This is a genomic window from Nocardiopsis oceanisediminis (assembly GCF_048595525.1).
Classification (GTDB): Bacteria; Actinomycetota; Actinomycetes; order Streptosporangiales; family Streptosporangiaceae; genus Nocardiopsis_A; species Nocardiopsis_A oceanisediminis.
The window spans coordinates 2,605,769-2,623,486 of sequence record NZ_JAFMZJ010000001.1; the positions used below are offsets into that span (position 1 = coordinate 2,605,769).

Below are 17,718 nucleotides of genomic sequence, written 5' to 3' on the forward strand. Positions count from 1 at the left end.
CGCCTAGTCCCCCTTCTCCGCGTCCCAGAACGTGGGGCCGACCGCACTGGAGAAGTCGCCCTTGGCGATGAGGTACCCCTCGTCGTCGACGCTGATGGGCAGCTGCGGCAGCGGCCGGTGCGCCGGGCCGAAGACGACCTTCGCGCCGTCGGTGGCGTCGAACGTCGACTGGTGGCACGGGCACAGGATACGGTGCGAGCCCCGCTCGTACAGGGCCGCAGGGCAGCCCACGTGCGTGCAGATCTTGGAGTACGCGACGATCCCGTCGTGGGTCCAGTTCATCTGCTGCTCGCTCATCCCGGGCTTGAAGTCGCCCTCGGGGATCTTGATCAGCATGATGACGGTCTTGGCCTGGTCGTTCAGGCTGAGGCCGTGCGGGTGCTCCTCGTTGTGCGGGTACTCCGGGAACGCCGTGACCATGGAGCCGTCCTCGGCGAGGTCGGACGCCTTGATCAGCTGGTTGGTCCCTTCGACGACCATCCGGGTGCCGTCTTCCCACAGCGTCTTCTTCAGCTTGTCGCCGGGGAGCGGGCCGGTGTCGCGGAGCAGCACGATCGGGGCCAGGCCCAGCGGCACCATGGAGAGCAGCAGCGTCCGCCGGAGCAGCGGCCGCTTGGTGAAGCCGCTCTCGTCGGCGCTCTTCATGAAGAACTCGCTGAACGAGCCCTTCTCCTCCGGGGAGGAGGGGAGCTCGTCGTAGGGCGAGGAGACCTCGTAGTGCGGCATGATCCGCCGCGCCCACACCGTCATGCCGGCGCCGATGCCGAACAGCGACAGGGCGAGCGTGCCGCCCAGCGCCATGTTCGAGTACTGCGCGATCTGCGGGTCGGCGATGGCCTGCTCGCCCTCGGCGTTCGGCCCCCACGCGAAGTAGGCGACGAAGAAGCCGATACCGGCCAGGAAGGCGATGAGGAACCAGACGGCGGCGGTCTTCTCCGCGCGCCGCTGCTCCTCCTCGCTGTGCTTGTGCGTCTCCTCCGCGGGATAGGGCCCCGCGTGCTCGCGGCGGGGCTCCTCCGCGCCGGAGACGATCGTCTCGCCCTCGGCGGAGGCGGGGGTCCCGATGACGCGGTCGTCGGGGCCGCCGGAGGCTCCGGAGGCGTTGGTGTCGTTGTTATCAGTCATGGGCTCGCTGCTTCGCGGTGATCCAGATCGCGCACGCGATGATCAGGGTCAGACCGACCGTCCAGCCGATCAGGCCCTCGGCGACCTGGCCCACCCGGTTCAGGGCGAAGACGCCGCCGGCGTCCGGCTCGGCCTGGAGGTCCTTCACGTAGGCGATCAGCTCCTGCTTGTCATCGGGGTTGATCGCCAGGTCGTTGAACACGGGCATCTGGCCCGGGCCGGTGACCATGGCCTCGTAGATCTGGCGCGGCGTGGCGTCGGTGAGCTCCGGGGCCCAGTGGCCCCCGGTCAGACCGCCGCCGGCGCCCGACCACGAGTGGCAGTGCGCGCAGTTGGCGAGGTAGAGCTTCATGCCGGCCTCGACGTCGTCGGCGCCGGCGATGTAGGCGTCGTACTCCGCCTGGTACTCCTCGGAGGCCTTCTCGTAGGCCTCTTCGCTCTCGAAGTCCTCGCGGAGCGGGGCGTCGCCGGGGACGTCCGTCGGGACCGCGGGGCCCTTGCCGATCTCCTGATTGTAGAACGCGATCAGGTTGTCGATCTCGGAGCGGGAGAACGCGGGGTACTTCCGGGGCATCTGCGAGTCGGGGTCGCTCGACGGCATGCGGCCGGTGCTCACCTGGAAGTCGATCGCGGCGCCGCCGGAGGTGGTGATGTCGGGAGCGTTGCCCGACCCCCCGCCGGTCTCGCCGTGGCAGCTCGCGCAGCTGCGGTTCCAGATGTCCCTGCCCTCGGAGATGTCGACGGCCCCCTCTTCGGGGCCGCTGCTCTGGGCGGCGAGGACCTGTGCTTCAGCCCGTTCGGCGTTGGGGGCCAGGGCGGCGTACCCGACGCCGAACACGGCGAGCGCGAGTAGGACGACGACGTACCCCGCAAGGGGATGCCGTCGCCGCGCGGTAATCCATTTCACGGTTTCCCCGTTTCGGGTTACTGGATGAAGTAGATGGTTGCGAACAGAGCGACCCAGACCACGTCGACGAAGTGCCAGTAGTAGGACACAACGATGGCGCTCGTGGCCTGCTGGTGGGTGAAGCGCTTCGCGGCGTACGTACGTCCGAGCATGATCAGGAACGCGATCAGACCGCCGATGACGTGGAGGCCGTGGAAGCCGGTGGTCAGGTAGAACATCGAGCCGTAGGCGCTGGACTGCAGAGTCAGGCCCTCGTGCGCGATGAGCTCGTAGTACTCGTAGGCCTGCCCCAGAACGAAGACGAGGCCCATGAGGAACGAGATGAAGAACCACTTGCGGAGCTTCCGGACATCACCGCGCTCAGCGGCCCAGACGCCGAACTGAGCGGTGAAGCTGGAGGCCACCAGGATGACGGTGATGGTCAGGGCCCACGGCACGTTCAGGTGAGCGGCTGGCCACTCGCCGAGGTCCGGGTTGCCCTTGGTCACCGATCGGATGGTGTAGTACATCGCGAACAGCGCTGCGAAGAACATGAGTTCGTTGGCCAACCACACGATGGTGCCAACGCTCACCAGGTCAGGACGCTTGGCCGCACCATGTACTGGTGTCGGTGCTGTTTCTTGGTTCGCGGTTGCTGTCGCCACGCCTGCATTATTGCGGCATCTGGCGGGGGTTGGTGCACGACCCCCCGTAAGGCGCGGGTTCGGCGCTGAACTGCGGCGCGGCCCGCCGCCGGACCGTGATGCCCCCGTTATGTCCCGCGGCCCCGAAACGGGGGCGGAAGCCCGGTTCGGGCGGGTTCGCGGCCTCCGGTGGTCTCATCTGTGTCACGGAGGGGCTTTCGCGGGCGCTCCCGGCGTGGCCCGGATCGCACGGACGGTGGCATCCTGTCGTGTCGAAGGTCTCAAGGCAATAGGCTCGGTCACAACCGCGGTGTGGCGAAGAACCGCCACGCGACAAGTGAGGGACGGTCCGATATGGGTAACGCCGCCAGCTCCTCCACTCCAGCGGACGGCGCGGCCGCCGCGCAGGGCCCCGCGATGCGGGTGCTCGTCTACAGCGACAAGGCCGATACGCGCGAGCAGGTCCGCCTCGCCGTCGGCCGGCGCCCGGCGGCGGACGTGCCCCAGGTCGAGTTCGTCGAGTGCGCCACCGCGGCGGCGGCGCTCAAGCGGCTCGACGACGGCGGCGTCGACGTGTGCGTCTTCGACGGCGAGGCCGCCCCCACCGGCGGCATGGGCCTGTGCCGCCAGGCCAAGGACGAGATCTACCGCTGCCCCCCGGTGCTGCTGCTCATCGGCCGGCGCGACGACGGGTGGCTCGCCACCTGGTCGCGGGCGGACAAGGTGGTCAGCCACCCGATCGACCCGGTCGCCCTGGCCGAGTCGCTGGCCGAGCTGATGCGCGGCCGGTCCGCCGGGCTCGCGGCGGCGCAGGGCCGCCGGTAGGCTCGTGGCCGGGCCCCGGCGCGCCGGGGCCCGATCCGCAGATCCACGGAACGGACTCCGATCTCCGATGCACCGATACGCCCCCGCCGTGCCCGGACACGGCGGTTCGCCCCTCCGCTTCCCCTCCTGCTCCAGCGGTGCCCGGCACCGCGGCGCGGACCTCGCCCGATGGCGATGGCGCACCGGTACGCCGTCCGCACGGCGCTGACGACCAGACGGGAGCGGCGCCCCGCCGGCGCGGCCGGTGGGCCCTGCGGGCCCTGAAGCCGGCCGGCCCGGGGCGGCCGAGGAGCAGCGAGCACAGAGCGTGAGAGCATCGTGAACACAACCGCGAACAGCACCCGGCGGACCTGGTCCGCGCTGATCAACGCCCTGCTCGGCGGGGAGTCGCTGAGCTCCGCCGACACCGGCTGGGCGATGAACGAGATCATGTCCGGAGCCGCCAGCGACGTGCAGATCGCCGGCTTCGCCGTGGCGCTGCGCGCCAAGGGCGCCGGCGTCGACGAGGTGGTCGGCCTGGCCGAGGGCATGCTGGACAACGCGGTGCGGATCGAGGTCCCCGGCCGCACCGTGGACATCGTCGGCACCGGCGGCGACCAGGCGCACACCGTCAACGTCTCCACCATGGCGGCGATCGTCGCCGCGGCGGCCGGGGCCAAGGTGGTCAAGCACGGCAACCGCGCGGCCTCCTCCTCCTGCGGCACCGCCGACGTGCTGGAGCGGCTGGGCGTGGTGATCGACCTGCCCCCCGAGGCGACCGCGCGGGTCGCCGAGGAGGCCGGCATCACCTTCTGCTTCGCCCCGCTGTTCCACCCGGCGCTGCGCCACGCCGCCCGGACCCGGCGCGAGCTGGCGGTGCCCACCGTCTTCAACTTCCTCGGCCCGCTGACCAACCCGGCCGCCCCCCGCGCCGCCGCGGTCGGCGTGTTCGACCAGGGCATGTGCGCCACGGTCGCCGGGGTGTTCGCCCGGCGGGGCGTGTCCGCCCTGGTGTTCCGGGGCGACGACGGGCTGGACGAGCTCACCACCACGACCACCTCCTCGGTGTGGATCGCCCGCGGCGGAGAGGTGCGCGCCGAGCGCCTGGACCCGCGCGACCTGGGCATCCCCCGCGCGCTCCCGGAGGACCTGCGCGGCGGCGACGTCGAGGTCAACGCGCGGGTCGTCCGCGACCTGGTGCGCGGGGAGCGCGGCCCGGTGCGCGACGCGGTGCTGCTCAACGCGGGCGCGGCCATCGCCGCGGTGGAGGAGCTGCCCGGCTCCCTCGCCGAGATGCTGGAGCAGGGCGTGGCCCGGGCCGCGGCGGCGGTCGACGACGGCCGCGCCGAGACCCTGCTGGACCGCTGGGTCGGGGTCAGCCAGGAGCACGCCAAGCGCGGCTAGGACGGGAGAAGGCCCCGCTCCGGCGTTCCGGAGCGGGGCCCTCGCCGTTCCCCGCGGCGATGATCTCGACATTGCGGGCCCATCAGAGCGCTCTGACGGGCCCGCAACGTCGAGATCATCGGAATCAGGGCTAGATGCCGAGCGAGAAGGCGGCCTCCAGGTCGTGCTGGGAGTAGGCGTCGAACGCGATGTGGGTGTCGGAGGAGCGCACCCCCGGGATCTTGTTCACCCGGCCGGGGATCACCTCGGCGAGCTCGTCGTGGCGCCGCACGCGGACCAGGGCGATCAGGTCCACGTCGCCGGTGACCGAGTAGACCTCGCTGACCCCCTCGACCTCGGCGATCTCCTCGGCGACCTCGGGGATCCGGTCGACGTCCGCCTTGATCATGACGATCGCGGTGATCACTGTTGCCCTCCTGGGGTGCTCGGGTGCGGATCGGAAGCGGCGGCCGGGCGCGGGTCCGCGCGCCCGCCCGCCGGAGCGCCCGTGCGCGGCCGGGCCGCACGCGGGTCAGTACATGTCGGACAGGCGCGTTCCGGAGCGCCAGCGGACGCGGTGGATCAGCAGGCCGCCGAGGACGCCGGCGATGAACCCGTAGACGTGCGCGGCGTAGGCGACGCTGTCTCCGCCGGGTGCGGACGGCATGCCGATGTAGAGAACATATTGGAGCACGAAGTAGGTGCCCACGAGAGCCCAGCCGGGCAGCCGGACCGGGAAGACCAGCACCAGGGTGATCACCCTGCTGCGGAACTGGACCACCAGGTAGGCGCCGAGCACCGCGGAGATCGCCCCGGAGGCGCCGACCAGCGGCGACTGCCCCGCAGGGTCGGTCAGCGCGTGGGCGTAGACCGAGACGAGCCCGCAGACCAGGTAGAGCGCCAGGTAGCGGAGCCGGCCCAGGCGGTCCTCCACCACCGGGCCGAACACGAACAGGTACACCATGTTGCCGAGCAGGTGGGCCACCCCGCCGTGCAGGAACATCGAGGTGAACGCCGAGATCCACGGCGCCTTGGCGTAGTCGCCGCCGGGGCACTCCGAGGGCGGGGCGACCTGCCCGCCGCCCAGCAGCTCCACCGGGATCGCCCCCCACCGGTGGATGTACAGCTCGACGGAGCAGAGCCGGGCGGGCAGGTCGCCGCCGTACCAGACCGCGATGAGCGACATCGGGGAGAGCAGGTAGATGAGCACGTTGCCGGCGATCAGCAGGTAGGTGGCGACCGGGATCCGGCGCACCGGGTAGTCGTCGCTCAGCGGGATGCCTGCCATGGGTGCCTGGTCCGTTCAGCTCGGTCAGAAGTCGTCGGCCATCGGGGCGCGGGCCCAGTCTGTCAGGTCGCGGTGGCGCTCCGCCCCGTCCGCCGGGCATGTCCACGGGTGGTCCAGCTCGACCAGGCGCACCCCGGGCCGGTCCAGCCACTGCAGCACGCATTCCATCTCGGCGGCGGTGGCGCGCGGGGCGGGCCCGGGGCCGGGCGGGACGGTCTCGGCCGCGGCGGTCAGCGCGGCGACGAAGGCGTGCGGGTCGGCGCCGCGCGGCATCACGGCGCCGCCGGCGAGCCGCCCGTGCCGCACCGCGTGCACCTCCCAGGCGCCCGGCTCCGCCTCCGCCGGGCAGGCCGCCACCAGCTGCGGGATCGCCGAGAGCGCGCCGAGCCGCTGCGCCCGGGCGGCGCCGCGCAGGAAGGCGGTGAGACGGTCGCGGCGGACGGCGGCCTCCTCGTAGCGCTGCCGGGCGGCGAGCGCTCCGATGGCGGCGCGCACCGCGTCGACCACCGGGGACGGGTCGCCGGTCATCGCCGCGGCGGCGGCCCGGGCGTGCACCGCGTACTCCTCGGGCGACTCCCGCCCCTCGCAGGGGGCGCCGCACCGGCCCAGGTCGGCCAGGACGCAGGCGGGGACCGGGCGGGCCGGGGAGAACCGGTGCGTGCACCTGCGCAGCGGGAACGCCTCCAGGATCGCCTCCCGGGCGAGCTCGGCCTGGTGCACCGAGGGGAACGGGCCGAGGTAGGGGGAGCCGTCGTCGCGGACCCGGGCGACCCGGGACAGCCGGGGGTGGGCGTCGGAGGTGAGGGTGAGCCAGACGGCCCGCTCGGCGTTGCGGGACCGCCGGTTGTAGGGCGGCTTGCGCTCCGAGATCAGCCGGATCTCCCGGACCTCGGCCTCCAGGCCGGTGGCGCAGACGATCGGGGTGACCGCCTCGACCAGGCCGATCATCTCCCGGACCCGGCCGCGGGTCTCGGCCGCGGTGAAGTAGGAGCGCACCCGGCGGCGGAGCCGCTTGCTCTTGCCGACGTAGAGCGTCTCGCCGCGGGCGTCGGTGAACAGGTAGACGCCGGGCGCGTCGGGCACCCCGTCGGCCAGGTGCCGCTTGCCGCGCTGCGCCGGGGTGGGCGCGGTGCGGAAGGTGAGCAGCTCCTCGACGCTGTGCACGCCGATCGGGCCGAGCCGCTCGAACAGGTCGTGCAGCACGCCGACGGTGGCCCGCGCGTCCTGCAGGGCGCGGTGCGAGGGCCGGTCGGCGACGCCGAAGAACCGGGCCAGCGTGCCCAGCTTGTGGTCGCGGACCTCCTCCCGGTTGAGCAGCCGGCGGGCCAGCGGAAGGGTGTCGGCGACCCTGGGGGAGGGCCAGCGGCGGCCCTGGGCCGCGCAGGCGGCCTTGAGGAAGCCGATGTCGAACGGGGCGTTATGCGCCACCAGCACGTTCTCCGGCGCGTCCCGGTCCAGCCCGGCGAACGCCAGGAAGTCGGGGAGCACCGCGCCGATCGGCGGCGCGGTGGCCGTCATCGCCTGGGTGATGCCGGTGAGCAGGGTGATGCTGGGCGGGATCGGCATCCCCGGGTTCACCAGCGAGGAGAACTCGCCGAGGACCTCTCCGCCGCGCACCTTGACCGCCCCGATCTCGGTGATCGCCGCGGCCCCGGAGCGGCCGCCGGTGGTCTCCAGGTCGACCACGACGAAGGTCCCGTCGGAGAGCGGTGTGCCCATCTCGTCCAGGGAGATCTGGACCGGTTCCGCCTCCGCGGCGCGCCGACCCGTTCCGTCGTTCACCCGCACAGCGTAAACGCGACCGCCCCCGGACGTGGAAAGATGGCCGGAACCATATTTCCTACCGGACCGGATGGGACGGGATTCGGGGGAGCCGCCCGTGTCGGCCGGCGGCCTCCGCGTGCCCGGGACCTAGGGTCGAGGGAGAAGGAGGACGCGAAGTGAGCATCGAGGCCCCGACCGGCGACCGGCGCTGGCGCTGCGCCCAGTGCGGCAACCTCACCCGCTTCGACGTGGTGCGCACCGTGCGCTCGCGCGACTACCTCCACTTCGAGCTCTCCGGGGAGAGCCGGGTGGAGGAGCGCGAGGTGCTGGAGGAGCGGATCGAGCAGGTCCGCTGCCGCTGGTGCGGCGCGGTGGACGCGGTGGAGTCCGTGCGGCGCCCGGACTCCGCGGAAAGCGGCGCGGGGGCCTGATGGGCTCGCAGGGCGGGGGGAACCCGGGGGAGGAGCGGGGCGCGCGGCCGGACCCGCCGGGCGGCGGCGCGGACCGGCCGCTGCCGGAACCGGTGCGCACCCGGATCATCGAGTACGGCTCGGACGTGCTCGGCGGCCTGCCCGCCGCCGAGGTCCCCGCCGCGCTGCGCCGCGTCGCCCGGTTCGAGCCGCGCCGCCGGGCCCGGCTGGCCGGCCCGCAGATCGCCGCGCAGCTGGAGACCGACGGCGCCTTCCGCGGGCTGGTCGCCGAGCGCGTCGAGCAGGTCTGGCCGGAGCTGGCCGAGGGGCTCCGCCGCGGGGTGCTGCCGCCCGCGGCCGACCCGGTGGTGGTGGCGGCCGCCGCCTACCTGCTGCGCCCCGAGGGCTGGGAGGAGGTCGTCGGCCGGGTCCACGGCGAGCTGGAGCGGCAGGAGACGGCCAAGGAGGCGGACGAGGCGGCCGAGGCGCTGGCCGGGCTGCGGGCCCGGCTGGAGGAGGAGCGCGCCGAGCACCGCAAGGAGCTCAACCGGCTCCGCGGCGAGCTGCGCGAGTACCGCAGCGAGGTCGCCGACCTGCGCCGCCGGGTGCACGGCGAGCGGAAGCGGGCCAAGGAGGCCCAGCACCGGGCCGAGCAGGCCGAGGAGCAGGCGCGCGGCCTGTCCGAATCGGCCTCGGTCCGGCTCGGTTCGGCGGAGGCGGAGAACCGCCGGCTGCGCGGCCGGCTGGCGGCCGCGGAGGCCCAGGTCGAGGCGGCCCGGCGGGCGGTGCGGGCCGAGCGCAGCTCCGACGACGCCCGGCTGAGAGTGCTGCTGGACGTGCTGGTGGAGTCGGCCCACGGGCTGCGCCGGGAGCTCGCCCTGCCCACCTCCATCGAGACCCCCGCGGAGCTGGTCGCCGAGGACCGGGCCCGCTCCGGCGCCGGCCGGGGCGTCGGAGACCTGGGGCTGCCCGGGGACGATCCGGCCCTGGTCGACCGGCTGCTCGCGCTGCCCCGGGTGCACCTGCTGGTCGACGGCTACAACGTGACCAAGGCCGGCTACCCCACGCTGCCCCTGGCCGACCAGCGCACCCGGCTGCTGAACGCGCTGGACGGGCTCGCGGGGCGGAGCAAGGCCGAGATCACCTGCGTGTTCGACGGCGCCGACGTGGACGCCCCGGCGGTGCAGGGACGGCGGACCCGGGTGCTGTTCAGCGCGCCGGGGGAGACCGCCGACGAGCTGATCGTGCGGCTGGTGCGCGCCGAGCCGCCGGGCCGCCCGCTGGCCGTGGTCACCGCGGACAAGGAGATCATCGCCGCGGTGCGCGCCGAGGGGGCCCGCGCGGTCCCCTCCGAGCTGCTGCTGCAGCGGCTGGCCCGGGTCTGAGCCGGCGCCCGCGGGGCGGCCGGGCGCGCGGGGCCGGGGCCCGGCCGGGGCCGTTCGCCCCCCGGGCGTCGCCGGCCCGCCGCGCTTCCTGATAGCGTCACGGGGCCGCCCGTGTACGCGGTGTGGCCCATCTGTGATCTGTGTGACCCATCTGTAATGCAGGCCCTGCCGGGGCGGGATCAGCCGACTGGGCAGGGAGAACGCCCCTGTTGCGGGGGCGCCTCCCGTTACCGCTTCGTTGTTGTGGTTGAGCCTGCTGGGAGGGTCCGCTAGTTTTTCCCAGGAGCTTGACCGCCCCGCGCACCCCAGTGCAGGAGGCGGGCCCCGGCAGGGTCGACACTTCCGGGTCCGCCGCCGGCAGGCGCGGGGCTCCCCGATGAACCCCAGCGGGAGCGCGCGGTCGTGCTGCCGTGTCGAACGGATGCCCGAGCGACTCTTCGCGACCGCGGTCCCCGCTCCCCGGTCCGAGTGCGCCGATCCGCAGCACTGACCCCGTCCCCCCGTCCCCAGTCCCCATCAAGCGGGGATCGACCAGCAAGGAGCGTGGACCGCCATGGCGAACAACGGTGGTCGGCGCACGGCCCGCCGGGTAGCGACCGGCCTCGGGGTCGTGGCGGCCGGCAGCCTGATCGCGTCCACCGGTGCCGGCGTGGCCAACGCCGAGCCGGAGCAGAGCAAGGAGGACGTCCAGGAGAAGCTGGACGAACTCAACGAGCAGGCCGGCAAGGTCGTCGACGAGTACAACCAGGCCAACGAGGACTACAAGGCCGCCAAGGCCAAGGCCGACGAGCTCGACGAAGAGGTCGGCGACGAGAAGGAGCGCTACGAGGAGCTCCAGGACCAGGTCTCGGAGTTCGCCAGCGCCGCCTACCAGGGCCGCGACCTGGACTCCACCGCGGTCGTGCTGAGCGTCGACGACCCCTCCGACCTCCTCGACCAGTCCGCGGACGTCAGCAAGCTCTCCGAGGACCAGCAGGCCAAGCTGGACGAGTTCACCGACTCCTCCGAGCGGCTGTTCAAGCTCAAGGACGAGGCCGACGAGGCGCTGGAGAAGGCCAAGGACGAGAAGGAGGCGGCCGAGGAGAAGAAGGAGGAGGTCGAGGAGAAGATCTCCGACCAGGAGGAACTCCTCTCCCAGTTCCCCGACGCCGACGCCTCCCCCGAGGGGGAGTCCTCCGGCGGCTCGGCCGCCGGCGCCTCGGGCAACGCCCGCACCGCCCTGGACTTCGCCCTCAGCCAGGTCGGCAAGCCGTACGTGTACGGCGCCGCCGGCCCGGACGGCTACGACTGCTCCGGCCTGGTCATGCGCTCCTGGGGCGCGGCCGGCGTGAGCCTGCCCCGCACCACCTACGGCCAGGCCGAGGCGGGCACCCGGGTGGGCCGCGACGCGCTGCAGCCCGGCGACATCCTGTTCTTCAGCGGGCTGGGCCACGACGGCCTCTACCTCGGCGACGGCCAGATGGTGCACGCCCCGCGCACCGGCAAGAACATCGAGGTCGTGCCGCTGGCCGGCTACTGGGACGGCCAGTTCATGTACGGCGTGCGAGTGTAGCGAGCGCCATATCGGCGGTGCGCCGCCCGACCTCCGCTCAGTGCGGAGGCGGGCGGCGCGGCCTTTTTCCGGGTTTCGGTCAGGTCATAAATCGGGCGCTAAGGTAACGAAATGGTTGAGAGTGGGTCGAGGATCGGCTAGTGTTGCGCGCCGAACCGGATCGTTCCTCTCGCCGCCATCGGGGCGGCTGCGATCCGCACCCGCCGTACTCCGCCGCGCAGGCCCCCGCCGCGGCCAGGAGACCGGAGGACCGCACGCGCGCCGCCCCTGCACCGCAGCGGCACCAGGCCGCGCCCCCCGGCGCGCGCGTCCCAGCGCTCCTTCGCCCAAAGGCATGGCGCCCTGACGGGCGCCCCTCATGTCCTTCCGGTAGGCGGACCACGGGAGAAAGGTGGGCCACCACCGTGGACCAACGACGCGAGCGCGGCGCGCACCGCCGCACCTTCGCGACCGTCGGCTTCATCGCCGCCGGCGCCCTGCTGGCTTCTACCGCCGTCACCGGGACGGCGTTCGCCGACCCGTCCGCGGACGACGTCCGCAGCAGGATCGAGAAGCTCCAGGAGGAGTACGCGGGACTCGCGGAGGCCTACAACCAGGCCAAGGAGGACCACGACGCGGCCAAGAGCAAGCTGTCCGACATCCGCGACGAGCGGAAGAAGGTCCAGGAGAAGCTCGAGGACATGCAGTCGGGCGTGCGCGAGCTGGCCACCGCGGCCTACTCCGGCTCCGACTACGGCTCCGTCCCCTTCCTGGCCTCCTCCTCCGGTCCGGAGGACGCCCTGGCGCAGGCCTCCGACCTCGGCTACCTCTCCCAGAGCCAGCAGGACAAGCTGGGCAACTACACCGAGGAGAAGGATAAGCTCGACAAGCTCGAGGCCGAGGCCGACGACACGGCTGACGAGGCCAAGGAGAAGCTGAAGGAGTCCAAGGAGGCCAAGAGCGACGCCGAGGAGAAGATCGCCGAGCAGGAGGAGATCCTGGACGGCCTCACCGAGGACGAGCGCGCCGAGGCCACCGAGGGCGTCGACGGCGGCTCCTCGGGCGGAGGCTCCTCCTCGTCGGGAGGCGGCTCCACCGGCGGCGCCTCCTACAACGGCTCGGCCAGCGGGAACGCCAGGACCGCGATCGACTTCGCCTACGCCCAGATCGGCGACTCCTACAGCCTCGGCGCCAACGGCCCCGACGTGTGGGACTGCTCCAGCCTGGTCCAGGCGGCCTGGCGCGAGGCCGGGGTGAGCCTGCCCCGCACCACCTACGACCAGATCAACGCCGGGACCTCGGTCTCCTACGACAACCTGCAGCCGGGCGACCTGGTCTTCTTCTACAGCGGACCGTCCCACGTCGGGCTGTACGTCGGCGACGGCAAGATGGTGCACGCCTCCAACCCGTCCAAGCCGGTCGCGGAGGTGCAGATGTCCCCCTACTGGAGCGGGCAGTTCACCGGCGCCATCCGCCCCTGACCCCGGGGCGCCCGACCTGAGCGGGCGCACCGCCCCCCGCCGCGGCGCATCCGGCCCTGTCCCGGGTGCGCCGCGGCTTCTCCGTGCCCGGCCGCCGGTTCGCCGCGCGCCGCCCCCGGCGAGGTCCTAGACTCGGCCGGATGTCGCGCACTCTCATCGTCACCAACGACTTCCCCCCGCAGACCGGCGGGATCCAGGCGTTCGTCCATGAGCTGGCGGTGCGCCGGCCGCCGGAGTCGGTCGTCGTCTACTGCTCGGAGCCGGGCGGGCGCCGGGTGCCGCGCGGCGAGGTCGAGGCGTTCGACCTGGCCCAGCCGTTCCCGGTGGTGCGGGAGCGGACGCCCGCGCTGCTCCCGGTGCCGCGGGTGGTGGACAGGGCGTGCCGGATCGCCCGCCTGGAGGGCTGCGACACCGCGCTGTTCGGCGCGGCCGCTCCGCTCGGCCTGATGGGCGGCGCCCTGCGCCGGGCCGGGGTGCGCCGCTCGGTCGCGCTGACCCACGGCCACGAGGCCGGCTGGGCGCTGCTGCCGGGGGCGCGCTCGGCGCTGCGCCGGGTCGGCGACTCGGTGGACGTCCTCACCTACCTGGGGGACTACACCGGGGCCAGGATCGGGCGCGCGCTCTCCCCGGCGGCGGCCGCCCGGATGCGCCGGCTCGCCCCCGGCGTCGACACCGGGCGCTTCCGCCCCGGGGCCGGCGGCGAGGAGGTCCGCGAGCGGCACGGGATCGCCGGGCGGCCGGTCGCGGTCTGCGTCTCCCGCCTGGTCCGGCGGAAGGGGCAGGACACCCTGGTGCGGGCCTGGCCCCGGGTGCTGGCCGACGTGCCCGACGCGGTGCTGCTGGTGGTCGGCGGCGGCCCGGACCGGGCCCGGCTGGAGTCGCTGGCACGGGAGAGGCGCGTGGCCGGGTCGGTGGTCTTCACCGGCGACGTCCCGGCGGAGGAGCTGCCCGCCCACTACGACGCGGGGGACGTCTTCGCGATGCCCTGCCGCACCCGCAACGGCGGCCTGGACGTCGAAGGGCTGGGCATCGTCTTCCTGGAGGCCTCGGCGGCCGGCCTCCCGGTGGTCGCCGGCGACTCCGGCGGCGCCCCCGACGCGGTGCTGGACGGCGAGACCGGCCTGGTCGTCGACGGCACCCTCCCCGGACCCGCCGCGCGGGCCCTGATCCGCCTCCTGAGCGACCCGGAGGCCGCCGCCCGGATGGGGGCGCGGGGCCGCGAGTGGGTCCGGCGGGAGTGGAGCTGGGACCGGACCGCGGACCGCCTCGGCGAGCTGCTCGGGCCCTGAGCCTCCCGGAGGACGGGAAAGGCCCCGGCGGGCCCTTCCCCGTCGGGGGAGGGGCGGCCGGGGCCTTCCGCGGGGGCGGCGGCGGGGTCCGCCGGGGTCAGGCGCTCTCTTCGTAGATCTTCTCGATCTCGGTGCCGAACTGCTTGGCGACGACGTGCCGCTTGATCTTCAGGGAGGCGGTCATCTGGCCGCCCTCCTCGCTGAAGTCGACCGGGAGGATGGTGAACTTGCGGACCGACTCGGCGCGGGAGACCGCCTTGTTGGCGTCGTCCACGGCCTCCTGGACCGCCGCGACCAGGTCGGGGTCGTCCACCATGGAGGGGATGTCGCCGCTCTTGCCGTTCTGCTTCTTCCAGAACTCGAAGGCCTCGGGGTCGACGGTGATCAGCGCGGAGACGAACTTGCGGTTGTCGCCCACCACCATGCACTGGCTGACCAGGGCGTGGCCGCGGATCCGGTCCTCGATCACCGCGGGGGCGACGTTCTTGCCCGCCGCGGTCACGATGATCTCCTTCTTGCGGCCGGTGATGCTCAGGTAGCCGTCGTCGTCGAGGGAGCCCAGGTCACCGGTGCGGTACCAGCCGTCCTCGTCGAAGGCGTCCCGGGTGGCGGCCTCGTTGTTCCAGTAGCCGCGCATGATGTGGTCGCCCTTGCACAGCACCTCGCCGTCCTCGCCGATCCGGATGGAGACGCCGGGGAAGGGGCCGCCCACCGTGCCGATCTTGTTCAGCGACGGGGTGTTCACCGCGGTGGGCGCGGAGGTCTCGGTGAGGCCGTAGCCCTCGATGATGGTCAGGCCCACGCCGCGGAAGAAGTGGCCGAGCCGCTCGCCCAGGGCGGAGCCGCCGGAGACCGCGTGGCTGGCCTGCCCGCCGACCGCCGCCAGGATCTTGCCGTAGACCAGCTTGGCGAAGAGGGCGTGCTTGAGGCGGAGCCCGAACGGGACGCTCCCGGTGCCCAGCGCCCTGCTGTAGGCGACGGCGGTCTCGGCCGCGGCGGTGAAGATCCTGCCGCGCCCCTCCGACGTGGCCTTCTGCTCCGCCTTGTTGAAGACCTTCTCGAACACCCGCGGCACCGCGAGCAGGAAGGTCGGCTTGTACACCGCGAGGGTGTCGATGAGCTCGGGGCCGGTGGTGGGGAAGTGGCCCAGCACCGTCCGGGACTCGATGCAGCCGATCTGGATGACGCGGGCGAAGGAGTGCGCGAGCGGGAGGAAGAGCAGGGTGGACCGGCCCTCCAGGGTGAAGACCTCCTCCAGCGGGCCCCGGATCACGTTGAGGATGGTGAACAGCAGGTTCCGGTGGGTCAGCTCGCAGCCCTTGGGGCGGCCGGTGGTGCCCGAGGTGTAGATGAGGGTGGCGAGCTCGTCGGCGCCGCCCGCGGTGCGGCGCTCCTCGACCTCGGACTCCTCGACCCCGGCGCCGGTCGCGGTGAACTCGGCGACCCCGCCGTTCTCGATCTCCCACACGTGGGCGAGCTCGGGGAGGTCGGCGCGGATCTCCTCGATGCGCGCGGCGTGCTCGGCGGTCTCCACGAACACGGCCCTGCTGCCGGAGTCGCCGAGGATCCACTGCACCTGCTCGGCGGAGGAGGTCTCGTAGACCGGGACGGTGACCGCGCCGACCGACCAGATCGCGTAGTCGATCGCGGTCCACTCGTAGCGGGTGCGGGCGATCAGCCCCACCCGGTCGCCGTGCCCGATGCCGGCGGCGATCATGGCCTTCGCCAGCGCGACCACGTCGTCGCGGAACTCCTTGCAGGTGACGTCCCGCCACTGGCCGGACTCCTGGCGGCGCAGGGCGACGGTGCCCGGCTCCTCCGCGGCGCGCGCGAAGACGGTGTCGGGAAGGCGCGCTCCCGGGGAGATCTCGACTTTGACGGGCCGGCTGAATTCGCGCACGTGGTGCTCCTGGGCGAACGGGGTTCTTCAGACGAGGGAACGTGACGACGGTAACAACAAAGGCTACCCGCGGGTAGAATCCGTTCTCCTTCGGTATCCGATAGTGACCCGACCGGCGGGGGAGCACCGGACCCGCCCCCGCCATCATCGCACCCGGCCGGCGGGCGGAGCGGGGCGCCGCGCGCGCGGCGCCCCTGAACCCTCTCCGGGTTTCCCCCGGTTCCCGCCCCCGCGGGCACCCCGGCGGCCGCGGCCTCGTTAACGTGGCGGTAGATCCGGAAGAACAGGGGCAGCAGACCATGGCAGAGCCGAACGGGCGCGACACCGGCGCGGGTGCGCGGCGCAGCGGGGAGGACCGGGAGAACACGGCCTCCGCCGACATGATCGACGACGCACTCCGCCTGGTCGACGCCTTGCAGCGCAAACTCATCGTGGCGGGGGTGCGCAAGGGCGTCTCCGCGGCGACCTCCCCGCCCCCGCGCACCGGCGACGTGTGGGAGGAGGCCATCCGGGCCGAGCAGCCGCAGCCGGAGGAGCCGCCGCTCGACCGCTTCGTCGGCGTGGTCCGCACCGCCGCGCCGGAGATCGCCGGCCACCTGGGCCGCGCCGGGGTCGCGCTGTTCGGCGCGCTCGGCGACACCTGGCGCATCGTGGAGGGCGAGTTCGAGCGGCAGCGCCGGGAGGGCGGGGCCCGCGGGGAGGACGCCGGGCAGGGGGACCGCCCCCGGCCCGAGGTCGGCCCCGGCGGCCGGGGCTGACCCGGGCGGCCCCGGCCGCGATGCCGGGGCCGCGTCGCGGATTGGTCCGGACCTTTGGTTTACTCCAATCGTCTGATTCGGTCCGGACCTGCAGAGGAGTCCCCCATGGCGTTGACGATCGGCGTCGACATCGGCGGAACCAAGATCGCCGCGGGCGTCGTCGACCCGGAGGGGCGCGTGCTGCGCCAGGCCAAGCGGCCCACCCCCTGCGGTGACGGCGAGCGGCTCGCGGAGGCCGTCGCCGAACTCGTCGGCGAGCTGCGCAAGGAGGGCGACGGCGAGGAGATCGCCGGGATCGGCGTCGGCACCGCGGGGTTCGTCGACGAGAACCGCTCCCGCATCGTGCTGGCCGGCAACCTCGGCCTGACCGCCGACCCGGTCCGGGAGCGCATCGCGCGCCGCGTCGACCTGCCCGTGGTGGTGGAGAACGACGCCAACGCCGCGGCCTGGGCCGAGGTCCGGTTCGGGGCCGGCCGGGGCTGCCGGGACGCCGTCGTCGTCACCCTCGGCACCGGGGTGGGCGGCGCGATCATCATGGACGGGGAGCTGCGCCGCGGCCGCTTCGGCGCCGCGGGCGAGATCGGCCACTACCGGATGGTGCCCTTCGGCCGCCGGTGCGCCTGCGGCAACCAGGGCTGCTGGGAGCAGTACGCCAGCGGCCGCGCCCTGGTCGCCGAGGCCCGCGACCTCGCCGCCGCCGACCCGGACCGGGCCGCCCGGCTGCTGGAACTGGCCGGCGGCGACCCCGGGCGGATCGAGGGCCCGGAGATCACCCGCGCCGCCCGTGAGGGCGACCAGGGCGCGATCGACTGCTTCGCCGCGGTGGGCGCCTGGGTCGGCGCCGGCCTGGCCGACCTCGCCGCGATCCTCGACCCGGAGTGCTTCGTCATCGGAGGGGGCGTCTCCGAGGCCGGAGAGCTCCTGCTCGCCCCCGCCCGGGAGGCCTACGCCCGCGGGGTCACCGGACGCGCCACCCGCAGGAAGGCCGAGGTCCGCGCCGCCGAGCTGGGCTCCGCCGCCGGCATCATCGGCGCCGCCGACCTGGCCCTGCGCTGACCCGCCCCGGCGGA

16 protein-coding genes are annotated in these 17,718 nt (G+C 73.6%); 9 read left to right on the top strand and 7 right to left on the bottom strand.

Annotation, left to right across the window (positions count from 1 at the left end; all coding sequences use genetic code 11):
* Positions 1-3 precede the first annotated feature (3 nt).
* From qcrA to ctaE, 3 genes are read right to left on the bottom strand one after another with little or no spacing between them, the layout of a single operon-like run.
* Positions 4-1,125: a cytochrome bc1 complex Rieske iron-sulfur subunit gene (gene qcrA, locus J0910_RS11615; RefSeq protein WP_420158515.1), complete on the bottom strand. Its 1,122-nt coding sequence runs from the start codon at positions 1,123-1,125 to the stop codon at positions 4-6.
* Positions 1,118-2,032 (bottom strand): cytochrome bc1 complex diheme cytochrome c subunit, encoded by a 915-nt coding sequence (qcrC, locus tag J0910_RS11620; RefSeq protein WP_420158516.1) that lies wholly within the window; start codon positions 2,030-2,032, stop codon positions 1,118-1,120. Before qcrC ends, qcrA begins: the two co-directional genes overlap by 8 nt.
* A gap of 17 nt (positions 2,033-2,049) precedes the next feature.
* On the bottom strand, positions 2,050-2,676 hold the full coding sequence (gene ctaE, locus J0910_RS11625) for an aa3-type cytochrome oxidase subunit III (RefSeq protein ID WP_169558442.1): 627 nt from the start codon (positions 2,674-2,676) through the stop codon (positions 2,050-2,052).
* A gap of 333 nt (positions 2,677-3,009) precedes the next feature.
* Between ctaE and J0910_RS11630 the strand changes: the two genes are divergently transcribed.
* A complete protein-coding gene (locus tag J0910_RS11630) occupies positions 3,010-3,480 on the top strand; it encodes a DNA-binding transcriptional response regulator (RefSeq protein WP_420158517.1) in 471 nt (156 codons plus the stop codon).
* Between the two features lie 318 nt (positions 3,481-3,798).
* A complete protein-coding gene (gene trpD, locus J0910_RS11635; protein WP_420158518.1) occupies positions 3,799-4,863 on the top strand; it encodes an anthranilate phosphoribosyltransferase in 1,065 nt (354 codons plus the stop codon).
* Between the two features lie 130 nt (positions 4,864-4,993).
* Here the strand turns inward: trpD and J0910_RS11640 are convergent, their stop codons facing one another.
* The 3 genes from J0910_RS11640 to J0910_RS11650 all read right to left on the bottom strand — a co-directional run bounded on the left by J0910_RS11640 (position 4,994) and on the right by J0910_RS11650 (position 7,918).
* Positions 4,994-5,269 carry an Lrp/AsnC ligand binding domain-containing protein gene (locus J0910_RS11640; RefSeq protein WP_017591087.1) on the bottom strand — a complete coding sequence of 92 codons (276 nt, stop codon included), beginning with the start codon at positions 5,267-5,269 and terminating at the stop codon, positions 4,994-4,996.
* 105 nt (positions 5,270-5,374) lie between these two features.
* Positions 5,375-6,130, bottom strand: coding sequence for a rhomboid family intramembrane serine protease (locus tag J0910_RS11645; RefSeq protein ID WP_420158519.1), 756 nt, complete (start codon positions 6,128-6,130; stop codon positions 5,375-5,377).
* A gap of 24 nt (positions 6,131-6,154) precedes the next feature.
* Positions 6,155-7,918 (bottom strand): DEDD exonuclease domain-containing protein, encoded by a 1,764-nt coding sequence (locus tag J0910_RS11650; RefSeq protein WP_420158520.1) that lies wholly within the window; start codon positions 7,916-7,918, stop codon positions 6,155-6,157.
* Positions 7,919-8,070: 152 nt separating this feature from the next.
* Between J0910_RS11650 and J0910_RS11655 the strand changes: the two genes are divergently transcribed.
* The 5 genes from J0910_RS11655 (at position 8,071) to J0910_RS11675 (ending at position 13,990) form a co-directional block, all read left to right on the top strand.
* Entirely contained in the window at positions 8,071-8,325 is a 255-nt protein-coding gene (locus J0910_RS11655; protein WP_420158521.1) for a hypothetical protein, read from the top strand.
* A complete protein-coding gene (locus J0910_RS11660) occupies positions 8,325-9,689 on the top strand; it encodes an NYN domain-containing protein (RefSeq protein ID WP_420158522.1) in 1,365 nt (454 codons plus the stop codon). The genes J0910_RS11655 and J0910_RS11660 overlap by 1 nt, the downstream gene beginning before the upstream one ends.
* A gap of 553 nt (positions 9,690-10,242) precedes the next feature.
* Positions 10,243-11,241 (top strand): C40 family peptidase, encoded by a 999-nt coding sequence (locus J0910_RS11665; protein WP_420158523.1) that lies wholly within the window; start codon positions 10,243-10,245, stop codon positions 11,239-11,241.
* A gap of 404 nt (positions 11,242-11,645) precedes the next feature.
* Positions 11,646-12,701, top strand: coding sequence for a C40 family peptidase (locus J0910_RS11670; RefSeq protein ID WP_420158524.1), 1,056 nt, complete (start codon positions 11,646-11,648; stop codon positions 12,699-12,701).
* Positions 12,702-12,841: 140 nt separating this feature from the next.
* Entirely contained in the window at positions 12,842-13,990 is a 1,149-nt protein-coding gene (locus J0910_RS11675) for a glycosyltransferase family 4 protein (RefSeq protein WP_420158525.1), read from the top strand.
* 97 nt (positions 13,991-14,087) lie between these two features.
* Here J0910_RS11675 and J0910_RS11680 read toward each other — a convergent pair whose 3' ends face one another.
* Entirely contained in the window at positions 14,088-15,890 is a 1,803-nt protein-coding gene (locus tag J0910_RS11680) for an AMP-dependent synthetase/ligase (protein ID WP_420158526.1), read from the bottom strand.
* A gap of 299 nt (positions 15,891-16,189) precedes the next feature.
* Between J0910_RS11680 and J0910_RS11685 the strand changes: the two genes are divergently transcribed.
* Both J0910_RS11685 and J0910_RS11690 read left to right on the top strand, forming a co-directional pair.
* Positions 16,190-16,648, top strand: a complete 459-nt coding sequence (locus J0910_RS11685) for a hypothetical protein (protein WP_420158527.1) — start codon at positions 16,190-16,192, stop codon at positions 16,646-16,648.
* A 105-nt stretch (positions 16,649-16,753) separates the two neighbouring features.
* A complete protein-coding gene (locus J0910_RS11690; protein WP_420158528.1) occupies positions 16,754-17,704 on the top strand; it encodes an ROK family glucokinase in 951 nt (316 codons plus the stop codon).
* Positions 17,705-17,718 lie beyond the last annotated feature (14 nt).

Excerpts from the sequence above, each read along its gene's own strand:
- J0910_RS11690 (WP_420158528.1), top strand. The coding sequence starts at position 16,754 with ATGGCGTTGACGATCGGCGTCGACATCGGCGGAACCAAGATCGCCGCG.
- J0910_RS11665 (WP_420158523.1), top strand. The coding sequence starts at position 10,243 with ATGGCGAACAACGGTGGTCGGCGCACGGCCCGCCGGGTAGCGACCGGC.
- J0910_RS11645 (WP_420158519.1), bottom strand. The coding sequence starts at position 6,130 with ATGGCAGGCATCCCGCTGAGCGACGACTACCCGGTGCGCCGGATCCCG.
- qcrA (WP_420158515.1), bottom strand. The coding sequence starts at position 1,125 with ATGACTGATAACAACGACACCAACGCCTCCGGAGCCTCCGGCGGCCCC.
- J0910_RS11675 (WP_420158525.1), top strand. The coding sequence starts at position 12,842 with ATGTCGCGCACTCTCATCGTCACCAACGACTTCCCCCCGCAGACCGGC.
- J0910_RS11685 (WP_420158527.1), top strand. The coding sequence starts at position 16,190 with ATGGCAGAGCCGAACGGGCGCGACACCGGCGCGGGTGCGCGGCGCAGC.
- J0910_RS11660 (WP_420158522.1), top strand. The coding sequence starts at position 8,325 with ATGGGCTCGCAGGGCGGGGGGAACCCGGGGGAGGAGCGGGGCGCGCGG.
- J0910_RS11630 (WP_420158517.1), top strand. The coding sequence starts at position 3,010 with ATGGGTAACGCCGCCAGCTCCTCCACTCCAGCGGACGGCGCGGCCGCC.